Origin of the sequence: Burkholderia sp. MSMB1835, assembly GCF_001526365.1 — a bacterium.
In the GTDB taxonomy this organism is placed as follows: Bacteria; Pseudomonadota; Gammaproteobacteria; order Burkholderiales; family Burkholderiaceae; genus Burkholderia.
In genome coordinates this window covers 37,951-50,631 of sequence record NZ_LOYP01000032.1, presented here as the reverse complement: position 1 = coordinate 50,631, position 12,681 = coordinate 37,951, and the positions used below count along the sequence as shown (strand labels likewise).

Sequence of the window (12,681 nt, the reverse complement as noted above, 5' to 3'; positions counted from 1 at the left end):
GTATATCAGGGCGAGATCATGCCTAGACGTTTCTTCAACGACTGCGGTTTGCCCTCGAAGAGCGCCGCGTAGTAGACGGTGTTCGACAGCACGTTCTTCACGTAGTCGCGCGTCTCGTTGAACGGAATCGTCTCCGCGAAGATCGCGCCTTCGACCGGCTGCGTCAACACCTGGCGCCACTGGCGCGGCCGGCCCGGGCCCGCGTTGTAGCCGGCGGTGGCGAGCACCGGCGAGCTGTCGAAGTTGTTGTAGATGTCCGCCAGATACCAGGTGCCGAGCTGGATGTTGGTGTCGATGTCGTGCATCTGCGCACGCGAGATCGTGCCCATGCCGAGCTTCTTCGCGACCATCTGGGCCGTCGCCGGCATCAGCTGCATCAGGCCGCCCGCGCCCACCGACGAACGCGCGCTGATGATGAAGCGCGATTCCTGGCGGATCAGCCCGTACGCCCACTCGACGTCGAGGCCCGTCGATTGCGCGTAGCGCTCGACGGTCGTGCGGTACGGCGACGGATAGCGCAGCGTGAAGTCGTGCTCGGCCTTCGTGCGGTCGGCCGTGTTGACCGTGCGGTCGAGCAGCTCGACGCGCTTGCCGTATTCGGCCGCCGCGAGCAGCTGGCGATCGGTCATCCCGCGCAGCGGCCAGTTCCACTCGCGATTGCCTTCGAGACGCAGGTTCAGCGCGTAGAAACGCTGCGCGAGCGCGAAGCCGGGGATCTTGCCCATCGCATCGATCTCGGCGTCGCTCACCTTCGTGCGCGGCGGGATCGTCGTGCGCTGGCCGAGCTCTTCGCCGGCCAACTGCCCGTAGAAGTTGAACTGGCCGGCGACCTGCTCGAATTCCTGGTTCGCCTGCAGCGTGTCGCCGCTTTGCTTGAGCGCGCGCGCATGCCAGTAGATCCACGCCGGATCGTTGCGCAGCGACGGCGGCATCTGCTCGATCGACCAGCGCACCATCGGCCAGTTGCCGGCGAGCAGCGCGGCGCGCGTGCGCCATTCGTAGCCCGGGTTCGACAGCGGCGCGTTCGCCGATTTCGCATACCAGACCGATGCCATCGGCGAGCGCTTGATCGCGCCCTGGTAGCCGATCGCGCCCCACGCGATCGCCTGTTCCTGCTTGGTCAGCGAAGGCGCGACCGTCGTCAGCATCCCGGCGGCGGCGTCCGGATCGTTGCGCGCCATGCGGCCGAGCGCGATCAGCGCGAGCTGATGCGACGCGGCATCGGGGCCGACGCCGCGCGCGAGATACAGCGGCGGCGCGCTCGTCGCCTGGTCGAAACCGGCCGGGCGCGGGCCGAGCGCATCGACGATCTTGCCGCCGAGCGTCGTGTAGTTCTGCTCGTACGCGAGGCGCGCCTGCTGCCACACGTCGTCGCTCGTGAACTGCTGGTTGACGGCGAGCGCGGTGATCAGGTCGACGCACGCATCGCCGTAGTTCTTCGGCTCGACGAGCAGCGCGCGCGCCGCGTCGGCGACGTTCTCGTTGCGCGCCGCGCGCGATTCGAGCGCATAGCACTTGACCTGCGTGTCGTCGTCGAGCACGAAGCGCTTGTACTGGTCGTCGAAATTGCGCCAGTCGTGGCGCGCGCCGAGCACGAGCAGGTAGTCGTTGCGCAGCCGATCGGCGATCGCCTGGCCGTCGTAGCGCTGCAGGAACGACTGCACGGGCGCGTCCGGCGCATCGACGCGCGCGCGGCCCGTCGAATCGAACAGCTGCGGCTTGATCTGGAAATACTCGACGTAGGACGGAACCGGATAGTTCGGGATCATCGACGCGAGCTGCGCGGCCTTCGCGGCGTCGTTGCGGCGTGCGGCTTCGCGAAGCTGCACGAAGATCTGGTCATCCCCGGGGAGCGTGTCGTCGTTCGGTGCGGCGCACGCGGCCGTGCCCGCGACGAGCGCGCCGGCCGAAAGCATCAGCGCGACCGCGCGATATACTCGAAAAAGGCTGTTCGACATCGTTATGAATGGAGCACGAAGTGAGCGAAAGCATAGCACGCAACCCTGTGCCGAACCCGAAGGTTGCGCTGCGCAAAACGCTGTCCGGCGCCCGTCGCGACGCCGCGTCGCAGCCCGCCGCGAACGCCGCGCTCGACGCGCGGCTGCGCACGCTGCTCGACCGTCTGGCGCCGCGCACGGTCGGGTTCTACTGGCCGCTGCCGGGCGAATTCGATGCGCGCGACGCGGTGCTCGCATGGTGCGCGGCGGGGGCCGGCCGGTGCGCCGCGTTGCCGGTGATCGGCGAGCGTCACACGCCGCTCGCGTTCCACGCGTGGGACACGCATACGCCGATGCGCGAAGGCCATCACCGGATTCCCGAACCGGCGTCGGGAATCGTCGTCGTGCCCGATCTTTTGCTGATTCCGTGCGTGGGATTCGATCCGCAGCGCTACCGGCTCGGCTACGGCGGCGGCTACTACGACCGCACGCTCGCCGCGTGGCCGGGCGACGCGCTGCCCGTGACGGTCGGCATCGCGTACGAAGCGTGCCGCGTCGATGCGCTGCCGGCCGAAGCGCACGATCTTGCGCTGCACTGGATCGTCACCGACGGCGCGCTTTACCCGGCCGCCGGATAATGCCGCTGCGGCCGCAGCGACCGTCGCCGCCGGCCCGCGAGCGCGGCGCGACGCCCGAGCGTTTCCGCGAGCGTTTCCGCAAGCGCTTACAGCGATGCCGCCGCGCGCGCGGCCGTGTCGTAGAGGCCCGATGCGTGGCGCAGCAACTGCGCCGCGTCGCCGATCTGCTCGTTGGTGAGGCCGCTGTCCTTCAGCGTCTCGATCAGGCAGTGCTCGCGGACCTCGCGGTACTTCAGGCACAGGTCGCGGCCCGCGTCGGTCGCGAAGAAGAACACTTCCTTGCCGCTTTTCTCGCTCTTCACGTAGCCGCGGGCGATCAGTTTTTTCAGCGCATAGGTCGCGACGTGCGTATCCTCGATATTGAGCACGAAGCAGATGTCGGCGAGCTTCTTCTTGCGTTCGCGATGGCTGACGTGATGCAGCAGCGAGACCTCGACCGCCGTCATGTCCTTCGCCCCCGCCGCCGACATGCAGCGGACCATCCAGCGGTTGAACGCGTTGCCGGCCATGATGAGCCCGTATTCGAGCTCCGACAGCTCCGCGCTCGAATCGGAAACGAGGTGTTCGGATGACACGATCTTGGTCGCAGGACGCTTCATGGAAAGGCGGCGCAAGCCGGATGACAGGATGTGCCCGAGTGTACGCCAGAAGCCCCGGCCGACGGGCTAGGCAAAAACGCTTATTGATAAGTTGTCGATATTTTGTCGACAATGTGCGCTAACATTGCCGTCCGAACCGTGCCAGTCCGATGACGCAACCCCGCATTTATCCGCTCGGCGATGCCGCCCTCGTCTGCGAGGTGCCGCCGCCCGCCACGCTCGATTGCCAGCGCCGCGTCTGGGCCGTGGCCGAGGCCGCGCGCGCGTGGCCCGACGTGATCGACGTCGTCCCCGGCATGAACAACCTGACCATCGTGTTCGACGCGCTCGCCGCGACGGCCGACTCGCTCACGCCCGCGCTGCGCGACGCGTGGGAGACGGCCGACGTCGAGCACGCGGACGGCCGCGAGGTCGAGATCCCGGTCGAGTACGGCGGGGCCGCCGGCCCCGACCTGGCCGCCGTCGCCGCCCACACGGGCCTGTCGGCCGACGAGGTCGTCGCGCGCCACGCGGCCGGTACCTACGTCGTGTTCTTCGTCGGATTCCAGCCGGGCTTCGCGTATCTCGGCGGCCTCGACGCGTCGCTGCACACGCCGCGCCGCGCGGCGCCGCGCCTGGAGGTGCCGGCCGGCTCGGTCGGCATCGGCGGCGCGCAAACCGGCATCTACCCGGCCACGTCGCCCGGCGGCTGGCAACTGATCGGCCGCACGTCGCAGTCGCTGTTCGATCCGGCGCGGCCGCAGCCGACGCTGCTGCTGCCCGGCGACCGCGTCCGCTTCACCGTTGCGGGAGTCGACCCACGATGACCCAGAGCCACGCACCGGGCACCATCGAGGTCGTGCGGGCCGGCCCGCTGTCGACCGTGCAGGATCTCGGGCGCCGCGGCACGCGCCATCTCGGCGTCGCGCAGGGCGGCGCGCTCGACGGCCTCGCGCTCGAGGTCGGCAACCGGCTCGTCGGCAACCGCCCCGACGCGGCGGCCGTCGAAATCACGATCGGCCCCGCCACGTTCCGCTTCACACGCGCGACGCGCATCGCGATCACCGGCACCGAATTCGGCGCGACGCTCGACGGCAAGCCCGTGTACTCATGGTGGAGCCTGCCGGTCAGCGCCGGGCAGACGCTCGTGCTGCCGGCCGCGAAACGGGGCATGCGCGGCTACCTGTGCATCGCGGGCGGCATCGACGTGCTGCCGATGCTCGGCTCGCGCAGCACCGATCTCGCGTCGCGCTTCGGCGGCCTCGGCGGCCGCGCGCTGCGCGACGGCGACCGGCTCCCGATCGGCGTGCCGCCGGCCGGCGCGGGCTGCCTCGCGGCCGATGCGCCCGAATTCGGCGTGAAGGCGCCGGCGTGGTGCGCGTTCGTGCGCGTCGACGAGCCGCCGCGCCGCCACCGCCCCGCGCACGCGCCGTGGGCGATGCCCGTGCGCGTGCTGCCGGGCCCCGACTACGCGTCGTTCGCGGCCGATTCGCAGCAGGCGTTCTGGGACGAGGAATGGCTCGTCACCGCGAACAGCAACCGGATGGGCTATCGGCTCGCCGGCGCCGAGCTCGTGCGCGAGCGCCCGGTCGAGCTGCTGTCGCACGCGGTGCTGCCCGGCACGATCCAGGTGCCGCCGAACGGCCAGCCGATCGTGCTGATGCACGACGCCCAGACCACCGGCGGCTACCCGAAGATCGGCACGGTGATCCGCGCCGACCTGTGGAAGCTCGCGCAGGCGCGGCTCAACCTGCCGATCCGCTTCGTGCGCACGACGTTCGACGCCGCACGCGCCGCGCTGACCGCAGAACGTGCCTATCTGCGGCAGATCGACGTCGCGATCGAGATGCGCGAGGAATCGCGCCGCCGCGCGCAATCGCGCGCGGCGTGACAATGACTCGAGCAGGACTGGCACTGCGCCCAGGCGGTGCTCCACGCAATCAGTGGATGAGGAACATCATGGAAATCGATCTGAACGCCGATCTCGGCGAAGGATGCGGCTCGGACGAGGCGCTGCTCGACCTCGTCACGTCGGCGAACATCGCATGCGGATGGCATGCAGGCGGCGCGAACGCGATGCGCGACTGCGTGCGCTGGGCCGTGCAGAAAGGCGTGTCGATCGGCGCGCATCCGAGCTTTCACGATCCGGAGAATTTCGGCCGCAAGGAAATGCAGTTGCCGGCCGGCGACATCTACGCGGGCGTGCTGTACCAGCTCGGCGCGCTGTCGGCGATCGCGCAGGCCGAGGGCGGGCGCATCGCGCACGTGAAACCGCACGGCGCGCTGTACAACCAGGCCGCGCGCGACCCGCTGATCGCCGACGCGGTGGTGTCCGCGATCCACGACTTCGATCCGTCGCTCGCGGTGTTCGGGCTCGCCAACAGCGTGTTCATCGCGGCCGCGCGAGATGCGGGGCTCGCGGCGGTGGAGGAAGTGTTCGCCGACCGCGGCTACCGCGCGGACGGCTCGCTCGTGCCGCGCAGCCTGCCCGGCGCGTTGATCGACGACGAAGACGCGGTGCTCGCGCGCACGCTCGACATGGTGCGCAACCGACAGGTGCGCGCATTGAGCGGCGAATGGGTGCCACTCAATGCGCAGACCGTCTGCCTGCATGGCGACGGGCCGCATGCGCTCGCGTTCGCGAAGCGGATCCGCGCGGCGCTGGAGGCGGCGGGGATCGATGTTGTCGCACCGGGAGCGCTGCAGGCGGACGAAGGCGCATAGCGCGATCCTGGCCGTGGCCGTGAGCCGATACCACGGCAACCCCACGAATCATCAACGCGGCTGCGCGCTGCGCTTTTCCCTTTGAAGCTTCAATTCGACCCAAAAACCGTGAGAAATTCCATATTTCGGGAAGAAGGGGTCAGTGATAAGTTAGGTGCCTGAGCGGTTGGCCGGATTGGCCGGTCACTTGTCTCAATTTTATAGGACACCTAATTCATGCGCGTTTTGACGAAGAACGAACTCGATCAGGCCAGCGGCGGGATTACGTGCACGCTCAATCCGAATCCGATCAATCTTTCTGAACTGGCAATGGCAGCGGCATCCGGTGCAATGGTTAGTCCGCACATGGCGCTTATTCTCGCCGGGGCCAATTACGTTTCCCAAAGCTGGATTTGCCGGTTCTGACCTGATCGATAACCGAACGTTCCGGGTTGGGGCAATTTGCCGCCCCGACCCGGCGAGCCGCCAAAAGAGAACTTAAACCAATGAAATTCAGCACTGTCAGGGACATCCTTAAAAAATACTGGGTATACGGTATTTTTCTCGCGCCGCTTGCTCCCCGTTTTGGAGGCGCCTGGAAAGGAATCGTAGCGGCCACGATCGTCAGAACATTGGTATTTTCGATTCCTTATGCAATCGTGCTTCATACATTCTCACCAAAAACACTGTTCGGATGGCCGCTCGCCACCTCGGCCGTTTTTCTCTATTCACTGTGGCTTGAATTCCGCTTGAATCGTAAACACCGACGCTGACGCCGTCCATCGTCACGTGATGTCGCTGCCCTGCGTCCTCGCCCGACGACACCCACCTGCCCCCTCCATTCCGTCTGCGCCCTTTCGCAGACGAATAGCGCCGCCGCATATGCATGCGCATCGACGAACCCCAGACGGTTCGCATCAGTCAATGAACATCAAAGCCATAACTAACGTAGCAAAAAAATTTGCCAAGTACGGCATCTTCATGGGCCCGCTTGCATCCCGCCTGGGCGGCGGATGGATCGGCATCCTGGCAGGCGGTGCCATAAGGGGCCTCGTATTTTCCGTACTATCCGCACTGGCGCTGTACTTGCCGGGCAATTGGGAACTGTTCAAATGGAGCGCGAGTGCCGTAGGTTTCCTCGTGTATTCGCTCTTGCTCGAAATAGACTTGAGCCGGCAAAAACAACGGTGACGTTCGCCAACCAATCGACGCGTGCTTGAATCGTAAAAACCGACGCTGACGTCACACACTATCCGACAGAGCGCTCGCCCAGCGCAAATCCTGCATCCCCGCCCTCATACCCATCGATCACCCCGAGCGCTATCGCCCGCGTAATGGCATGCGTTCGATTCCTGACCTCCAGCGTCCGCATCGCGCTCGCAATGTGATTGTCGACCGTGCCGACCGCCAGACTCAGCGTCGTCGCGATTTCCTTCGTCGAATAGCCGTTACAAAGCAACTGCAGGACATCCCGCTGACGCTCCGTCAACCGCCCGCCTGCTTCGGATTGCGCCGCGATTTCAGGAAATGCCGTGCGACCGTCAAGTATCGACTGCAATGCGCGGCAAAAGACGCCGAGCGGCGTGCTCTTGACAACGTACGCGACCATGCCGAGGCGTTTCGCCTCGACGATCCACGGCGGGCGTGCGGCCGCCGTAACGATTGCGCATCGACCGGCCATACCCGACGCGTGAAACTGTCGTACAAAAGGCAACCCGCCACACGGCATCTCGGGATCCAACAGAATCCGGAACCAGTCGCGCTCGTGTCGGAAAGCGTCGATCGCGGCGCGCGCACTGTGACAGACCGTCACCTCGAGCCGGTTGTCGACGCCGGTGAGCACACGGCCAATCGCCTCTGCGACGATCGGGTGCGCATCGACGACCAGCACCGGCAAGCGCTTGCGTTTTCCGCCGTTCATCCGTCCGTTCCTGTTCGTACCGCGAGGCAGAACGTAGACGGTGCCACCGAGCACGCCGTCAAACAATCGTATACCGTCCATTGCGCCGCCCCCGATGGGCGGCCCGGATTGAGCCGCTGCGCCGGGTCGATGTCGGACAAAGCCGCCGGCGAACATTGGATGGACCATACCGACGGGAAGCGGCCCGTCGGTGCGACGGACATCGGGACACGCACGAAGCGCAGCCGGCGTGATCCACCGCACAAAAGAAAAAAGCGCCCTCGTGGCGCTTTTCCGTTGGCGCAATCGCTGCGGCTTCGCCGTCTGTCGATTCGCCCCCCGAAACCGTCTTTCGACGGTGACCGGAAAACCATTCCGGATTAAAAAACGTCCGCCGCCGCCCGATCACTGCCTTCCCCGGTCAGACGACGGAACGTCGCTTATGTGCAAGTCGGCCCGCATGCATGTGTTGTTCGACGACGATTGGCCCCGCCGTGCATGCAGACTCTCCGCGGCCGGCACGTGCTTCACGTGCCGGCGACGCTCACCCCGCGCTTTATTTCTGCTACCCCGTAGAACTTATCTATTCTTTTCATTTTTTCAACTTGTGGGGTGAAGAATAGATATCGGCCGAACGGGATGTCAATCGTTTTAAACGCTATTTTCCGACGATTCAAGGGTTTTCCTTATCGAGCGACGCCGCCGCGCAGGCGCCGTGGGCCGTGCGCGCGACGTCGATCAAACAGGGGACGATCGATGCGGGCAGGCGGGCGCGATCAGTTCGCGTCGACCCGGTATCCTTGCTGGCGCAACAATTCGAGCACGCCGCGCGGGCCGCCCAGATGCAGCGCGCCGATCGCGACGAACAGCGGCCGGTTCGGCGCGGCGATTGCCGTCATCCGTGCAACGAAGCGCCGGTTGCGCTCGTACACGATCTTGTTGTCGAGCGACGCCGACAGCGCCTTCGAACGCGCGAGCCGCTCGCTCTTCGCGACGGCCCATGCGGAGATCGCATCGGCGTCGCCAATTCGCCACAGCCGGTGCAGCGCCTTGATGTCGTCGGCGTTCTGCGCGGGCGTCTGCACCATGTCCTGCGCGAGCATCTCGCGCTGCTCGGCCAGCGTCAGCCCGGTGAACGCGCGCATCTGCTCGGCGAGCGTCTCGAGCCCGATCACGCGGCCGCCCTTCTTCTTCAGGAACACGTTCTGCAGTTGCGCCTCGGTGCCGTATTCGGTCTGCAGGCCCGCCGACAGCGAATCGTAGGTCTCGACGACGAGCGCCGCGAGCCACGGCCGCATCTTGCGGATCTCGGCGAGCGCGGCCGGATTGCCGCGCAGGCGCGCCGCGAGCCGCTCCCACAGCGGCTCGGGCAGCAGGCGCTGCAGGCACGGGTAGCGGCACACGCCGTACTTCGACACGTCGTCCTGCGATTCGAGCAGGTCGTCGGGCGACAGTTCGAGCGCGAGCGTCGGCGACGCGGCGAGCGCCGCGAGGATGCGCGGCCGGAACGGCTGCGCGCTCGGGTAATCGGACGGATCGCCCGTATGCAGCGTACCGAGCACGTAGAGCGTGACCTTGCCCTTGGTCGCGACGTAGAACGGCATGCGCGCCGGCTGCACGCGCACGGTGCCGCGCGACACCGTGCCGTCCGATCCGGCCGGCGCGTGAAAGCCCGGCAGGCTCATGCCGGGCGGCGGTACCTGCGACGGATGAATCGGCGAAGTCGCCGGCGCACGCCCTTCGGCGCGCGCCGGCTCGACGGGCACCACGACGCTGGCCGCCACGCACGCACCGGCCAGCGCCGCGCCCGTGACGGTGCGCACGCTCCAGCGCCGCGCGTAGCGGTACGCGCGCAGCGCGCGCGCGCTGCCGGCCCCCGCACGGCGCACGCCGGACACGCGCGCCGCCAACGCTTCAGGCATTCTCCTCCCCGACCTCCTCGGCGCGATGGCAGGCCACGCGCCGGCCGTCCACTTCGCGCAATTGCGGCTCCTCTACACGGCACCGCTCGATCGCGTACGGGCAGCGCTGGTGAAACGCGCAGCCCGACGGCGGATTGAGCGGCGACGGCAGCTCGCCCTGCAGCTTGATCTGCACGCGGCGGTCTTCCTCGAAGATCGCCGGCGTCGCCGACATCAGCGCTCGCGTGTACGGATGGCGCGGCCGTGCGTAGATCGTCGCCTTGTCGCCGAGCTCGGCGACGCTGCCGAAATACATCACCATCACGTCGTCGGCGACGTGCTCGACCACCGACAGGTTGTGCGAGATGAACACGTAGCTCGTCTTGAACTGCTCCTGCAGATCCATGAACAGGTTCAGGATCTGCGCCTGGATCGACACGTCGAGCGCCGACACCGGCTCGTCGGCGACGACGATGCGCGGATCGAGGATCATCGCGCGCGCGATCGCGACCCGCTGGCGCTGGCCGCCCGAGAACATGTGCGGATAGCGCTTCGCGTGCTCGGGCCGCAGGCCGACCGTGCGCATGATCTGCGCGATGCGGGCGGCGCGCTCGGCGGCCGTCAGGTTCGCGTTGATCTCGAGCGGCTCGGCGAGCGTCTGCTCGACGGTCTTGCGCGGGTTGAGCGACGCGAACGGGTTCTGGAACACCATCTGCACGCGGCGGCGCAGGTCGGCGATCGTGTCGCGGCTCGCGCCGGCCACGTTCTTGCCGTCGATCGTCAGGCTGCCCGACGTGGGCGTCTCGATCATCGTGAGCTGGCGCGCGAGCGTCGACTTCCCGCAGCCCGACTCGCCGACGACGGCGAGCGTCTTGCCGCGCTTCAGCGAGAACGACACGCCGTTCAGCGCCTTCACCGTGCCCTGCCCGAACATCCCGCGCTTCACCGAATAGTGTTTCGCGAGCCCGTCGGCCACCAGGACGTCCTCGTCGTGCGACACGTGGCGCGTATCGTGGACTGCATTCATCGTGCGCCTCCCGTCAGGTCGAGGTTGGAAACATTGAGCGGCTTGATGCAGCGTGCGCGCATCGCATCGTTGCCGGCCACCAGCGTGTCGAGCGCCGGCCGCGCCTTGCGGCAATCGTCGACGACGTACTTGCAGCGCGGCGCGAACAGGCACCCGGACGGGCGATCATCGCGGCCCGGCACCATGCCCGGCAATGCGGCAAGGCGACGCGCCCCCTGATTGTGCTCGGGAATCGCCGCGAGCAGCGCTTCGGTGTACGGATGATGCGGCGCGCGGAAGATGTCGGGCACGCGGTTGGTCTCGATGATCTCGCCCGCGTACATCACCGCGACGCGATGCGCGACCTCGGATACCACCGCCAGATCGTGCGAGATCAGCACGAGCGCCATCCCGCGCTCCTTCTGCAGCTTCACGAGCAGATCCATGATCTGCGCCTGGATCGTCACGTCGAGCGCGGTGGTCGGCTCGTCGGCGATCAGGAGCTTCGGGTTGCATGCGACGGCCATCGCGATCATCACGCGCTGGTTCATCCCGCCCGACATCTGGTGCGGGAACGACGCGATGCGGTTCTTCGCATCGGGAATGCCGACCTGGTCGAGCAGTTCGAGCGCGCGCCGGTGCAGCGCGTCGCCGCGCAAGCCTTCGTGCAGCTTCAGCACCTCCTTGATCTGGTAGCCGACCGTGTAGCTCGGATTCAGGCTCGTCAGCGCGTCCTGGAACACCATCGCGATGTCCTTGCCGACGATCTTGCGGCGCGCCTTCGGCGACGCCTTCAGCAGGTCGACGCCGTCGAACGTGACCTCGTCGGCCGTCACCTTGCCGGGCGCGTCGATCAGGCCCATCAGCGCCATCATCGTCACGCTCTTGCCCGAGCCCGATTCGCCGACGACGCCCACCACCTCGCCCGGCGCGACCGACAGGTTGATCCGGTCGACCGCTGGCAGGCCGTTGAAGTTCACCGCGAGATTGCGGATAGTCAGTAGATTTTGGGTCATGCCATCCTCCGCCGGGCCGCCCCAAGGAGGATGACCGCCCCCTTGGGGGGCAACGAACGAAGAGAGTGTGGGGGTCGTTTCATATCACGCCATCCGCTTCAGTTTGGGATCGAGCGCGTCGCGCAGCCCGTCGCCGAGCAGGTTGATCGCGAGCACCGAAATCAGGATCGACAGCCCGGGCATCGTCACGATCCACCACGCGTTGTCGATGTAGTCGCGCGCGGACGCGAGCATCGCGCCCCACTCGGCGGTCGGCGGTTGCACGCCGAGGCCGAGGAAGCCGAGCGCGGCCGCATCGAGGATCGCCGACGAGAAGCCGAGCGTCGCCTGCACGATCAGCGGCGCCGTGCAGTTCGGCAGCACCTGCGAGAACATCAGGCGCAGCGTGCCGGCGCCGGCCACGCGCGACGCGGTCACGTATTCCTTCTGCAGCTCGCCGAGCGCCGACGCGCGCGTGAGGCGCACATAGGCCGGCAGCGCGACGATCGCGATCGCGAACATCGTGTTGGTGAGGCCCGGGCCGATGATCGCGACGACCGCGACCGCGAGCAGCAGCGACGGCAGCGCGAGCAGCACGTCCATGATCCGCATCACCGGCGTGTCGGCCCACTTCTGGAAGAACGCGGCGATCAGGCCGAGCACGATGCCGGGGATCAGCGCGAGCACGACCGACACGAAGCCGATCCAGAACGACATCCGCGCGCCGAACATCAGCCGCGAAAGGATGTCGCGGCCCGCTTCGTCGGTGCCGAGGATGAATTGCCAGTTGCCGCCGGCGAGCCACGCGGGCGGGATCTTCACGTAGTCGCGGTATTGCTCGACCGGGCTGTGCGGCGCGATCAGCGGCGCGAGCAGTGCGACGACGATCAGCACGATCACGACGATGCCCGCGCCGACGGCGCCGCGGTTGCGCGAGAAATTGGCCCAGAACTCGCGCAGCGCGAGCGCACGGCCGCCGGCCGGCGCGGATTCGCTCGGCAGGGTATTTTGCAGATTGCTCAT

Annotated in this window: 14 protein-coding genes; 7 read left to right on the top strand and 7 right to left on the bottom strand. The window is 67.1% G+C overall.

The annotated features are described in order from the left end of the window. Positions 1–5: 5 nt before the first annotated feature. Positions 6–1,958, bottom strand: coding sequence for a lytic transglycosylase domain-containing protein (locus WS96_RS14170; protein ID WP_059500627.1), 1,953 nt, complete (start codon positions 1,956–1,958; stop codon positions 6–8). A gap of 8 nt (positions 1,959–1,966) precedes the next feature. On the opposite strand from WS96_RS14170, the gene WS96_RS14165 reads away from it, so the two are divergent. Continuing rightward, on the top strand, positions 1,967–2,575 hold the full coding sequence (locus WS96_RS14165; protein ID WP_059780796.1) for a 5-formyltetrahydrofolate cyclo-ligase: 609 nt from the start codon (positions 1,967–1,969) through the stop codon (positions 2,573–2,575). Positions 2,576–2,661: 86 nt separating this feature from the next. Here WS96_RS14165 and WS96_RS14160 read toward each other — a convergent pair whose 3' ends face one another. Further along, positions 2,662–3,174 carry a winged helix DNA-binding protein gene (locus tag WS96_RS14160; RefSeq protein ID WP_011546427.1) on the bottom strand — a complete coding sequence of 171 codons (513 nt, stop codon included), beginning with the start codon at positions 3,172–3,174 and terminating at the stop codon, positions 2,662–2,664. Positions 3,175–3,323: 149 nt separating this feature from the next. Here WS96_RS14160 and pxpB point away from each other — a divergent pair, with 149 nt between their 5' ends. The 6 genes from pxpB to WS96_RS14140 all read left to right on the top strand — a co-directional run bounded on the left by pxpB (position 3,324) and on the right by WS96_RS14140 (position 7,047). After that, positions 3,324–3,980: a 5-oxoprolinase subunit PxpB gene (gene pxpB, locus WS96_RS14155; protein ID WP_059833263.1), complete on the top strand. Its 657-nt coding sequence runs from the start codon at positions 3,324–3,326 to the stop codon at positions 3,978–3,980. Beyond that, on the top strand, positions 3,977–5,044 hold the full coding sequence (locus tag WS96_RS14150; RefSeq protein WP_059833261.1) for a biotin-dependent carboxyltransferase family protein: 1,068 nt from the start codon (positions 3,977–3,979) through the stop codon (positions 5,042–5,044). Before pxpB ends, WS96_RS14150 begins: the two co-directional genes overlap by 4 nt. 68 nt (positions 5,045–5,112) lie before the next feature. Then, complete coding sequence (gene pxpA / locus WS96_RS14145) at positions 5,113–5,877, top strand: 5-oxoprolinase subunit PxpA (protein WP_059833259.1); 765 nt, start codon at positions 5,113–5,115, stop codon at positions 5,875–5,877. A gap of 216 nt (positions 5,878–6,093) precedes the next feature. Next, entirely contained in the window at positions 6,094–6,282 is a 189-nt protein-coding gene (locus tag WS96_RS32380) for a hypothetical protein (RefSeq protein ID WP_082720255.1), read from the top strand. A gap of 80 nt (positions 6,283–6,362) precedes the next feature. After that, positions 6,363–6,629: a hypothetical protein gene (locus WS96_RS33665; protein ID WP_156443631.1), complete on the top strand. Its 267-nt coding sequence runs from the start codon at positions 6,363–6,365 to the stop codon at positions 6,627–6,629. 151 nt (positions 6,630–6,780) lie between these two features. Beyond that, a complete protein-coding gene (locus WS96_RS14140; protein ID WP_059833257.1) occupies positions 6,781–7,047 on the top strand; it encodes a hypothetical protein in 267 nt (88 codons plus the stop codon). A gap of 58 nt (positions 7,048–7,105) precedes the next feature. On the opposite strand, the gene WS96_RS14135 is transcribed toward WS96_RS14140, so the two are convergent. From WS96_RS14135 to WS96_RS14115, 5 genes are all read right to left on the bottom strand, one after another. Then, positions 7,106–7,777: a response regulator transcription factor gene (locus WS96_RS14135; RefSeq protein ID WP_059833312.1), complete on the bottom strand. Its 672-nt coding sequence runs from the start codon at positions 7,775–7,777 to the stop codon at positions 7,106–7,108. Between the two features lie 755 nt (positions 7,778–8,532). Further along, positions 8,533–9,678: a TraB/GumN family protein gene (locus tag WS96_RS14130; RefSeq protein ID WP_059833255.1), complete on the bottom strand. Its 1,146-nt coding sequence runs from the start codon at positions 9,676–9,678 to the stop codon at positions 8,533–8,535. After that, on the bottom strand, positions 9,671–10,684 hold the full coding sequence (locus WS96_RS14125) for a peptide ABC transporter ATP-binding protein (RefSeq protein ID WP_059833254.1): 1,014 nt from the start codon (positions 10,682–10,684) through the stop codon (positions 9,671–9,673). The genes WS96_RS14130 and WS96_RS14125 overlap by 8 nt, the downstream gene beginning before the upstream one ends. After that, a complete protein-coding gene (locus WS96_RS14120) occupies positions 10,681–11,679 on the bottom strand; it encodes an ABC transporter ATP-binding protein (protein WP_059833252.1) in 999 nt (332 codons plus the stop codon). The genes WS96_RS14125 and WS96_RS14120 overlap by 4 nt, the downstream gene beginning before the upstream one ends. 84 nt (positions 11,680–11,763) lie before the next feature. Next, the gene (locus tag WS96_RS14115; protein WP_059833250.1) at positions 11,764–12,681 is read right to left on the bottom strand and encodes an ABC transporter permease subunit; all 918 of its coding nucleotides are present in this window, start codon (positions 12,679–12,681) and stop codon (positions 11,764–11,766) included.

Excerpts from the sequence above, each read along its gene's own strand:
- WS96_RS14170 (WP_059500627.1), bottom strand. The coding sequence starts at position 1,958 with ATGTCGAACAGCCTTTTTCGAGTATATCGCGCGGTCGCGCTGATGCTT.
- WS96_RS14120 (WP_059833252.1), bottom strand. The coding sequence starts at position 11,679 with ATGACCCAAAATCTACTGACTATCCGCAATCTCGCGGTGAACTTCAAC.
- WS96_RS32380 (WP_082720255.1), top strand. The coding sequence starts at position 6,094 with ATGCGCGTTTTGACGAAGAACGAACTCGATCAGGCCAGCGGCGGGATT.
- pxpB (WP_059833263.1), top strand. The coding sequence starts at position 3,324 with ATGACGCAACCCCGCATTTATCCGCTCGGCGATGCCGCCCTCGTCTGC.
- WS96_RS14125 (WP_059833254.1), bottom strand. The coding sequence starts at position 10,684 with ATGAATGCAGTCCACGATACGCGCCACGTGTCGCACGACGAGGACGTC.
- WS96_RS14165 (WP_059780796.1), top strand. The coding sequence starts at position 1,967 with ATGGAGCACGAAGTGAGCGAAAGCATAGCACGCAACCCTGTGCCGAAC.
- WS96_RS14135 (WP_059833312.1), bottom strand. The coding sequence starts at position 7,777 with ATGAACGGCGGAAAACGCAAGCGCTTGCCGGTGCTGGTCGTCGATGCG.
- WS96_RS33665 (WP_156443631.1), top strand. The coding sequence starts at position 6,363 with ATGAAATTCAGCACTGTCAGGGACATCCTTAAAAAATACTGGGTATAC.
- pxpA (WP_059833259.1), top strand. The coding sequence starts at position 5,113 with ATGGAAATCGATCTGAACGCCGATCTCGGCGAAGGATGCGGCTCGGAC.
- WS96_RS14115 (WP_059833250.1), bottom strand. The coding sequence starts at position 12,681 with ATGAGCAATCTGCAAAATACCCTGCCGAGCGAATCCGCGCCGGCCGGC.
- WS96_RS14130 (WP_059833255.1), bottom strand. The coding sequence starts at position 9,678 with ATGCCTGAAGCGTTGGCGGCGCGCGTGTCCGGCGTGCGCCGTGCGGGG.
- WS96_RS14140 (WP_059833257.1), top strand. The coding sequence starts at position 6,781 with ATGAACATCAAAGCCATAACTAACGTAGCAAAAAAATTTGCCAAGTAC.
- WS96_RS14150 (WP_059833261.1), top strand. The coding sequence starts at position 3,977 with ATGACCCAGAGCCACGCACCGGGCACCATCGAGGTCGTGCGGGCCGGC.
- WS96_RS14160 (WP_011546427.1), bottom strand. The coding sequence starts at position 3,174 with ATGAAGCGTCCTGCGACCAAGATCGTGTCATCCGAACACCTCGTTTCC.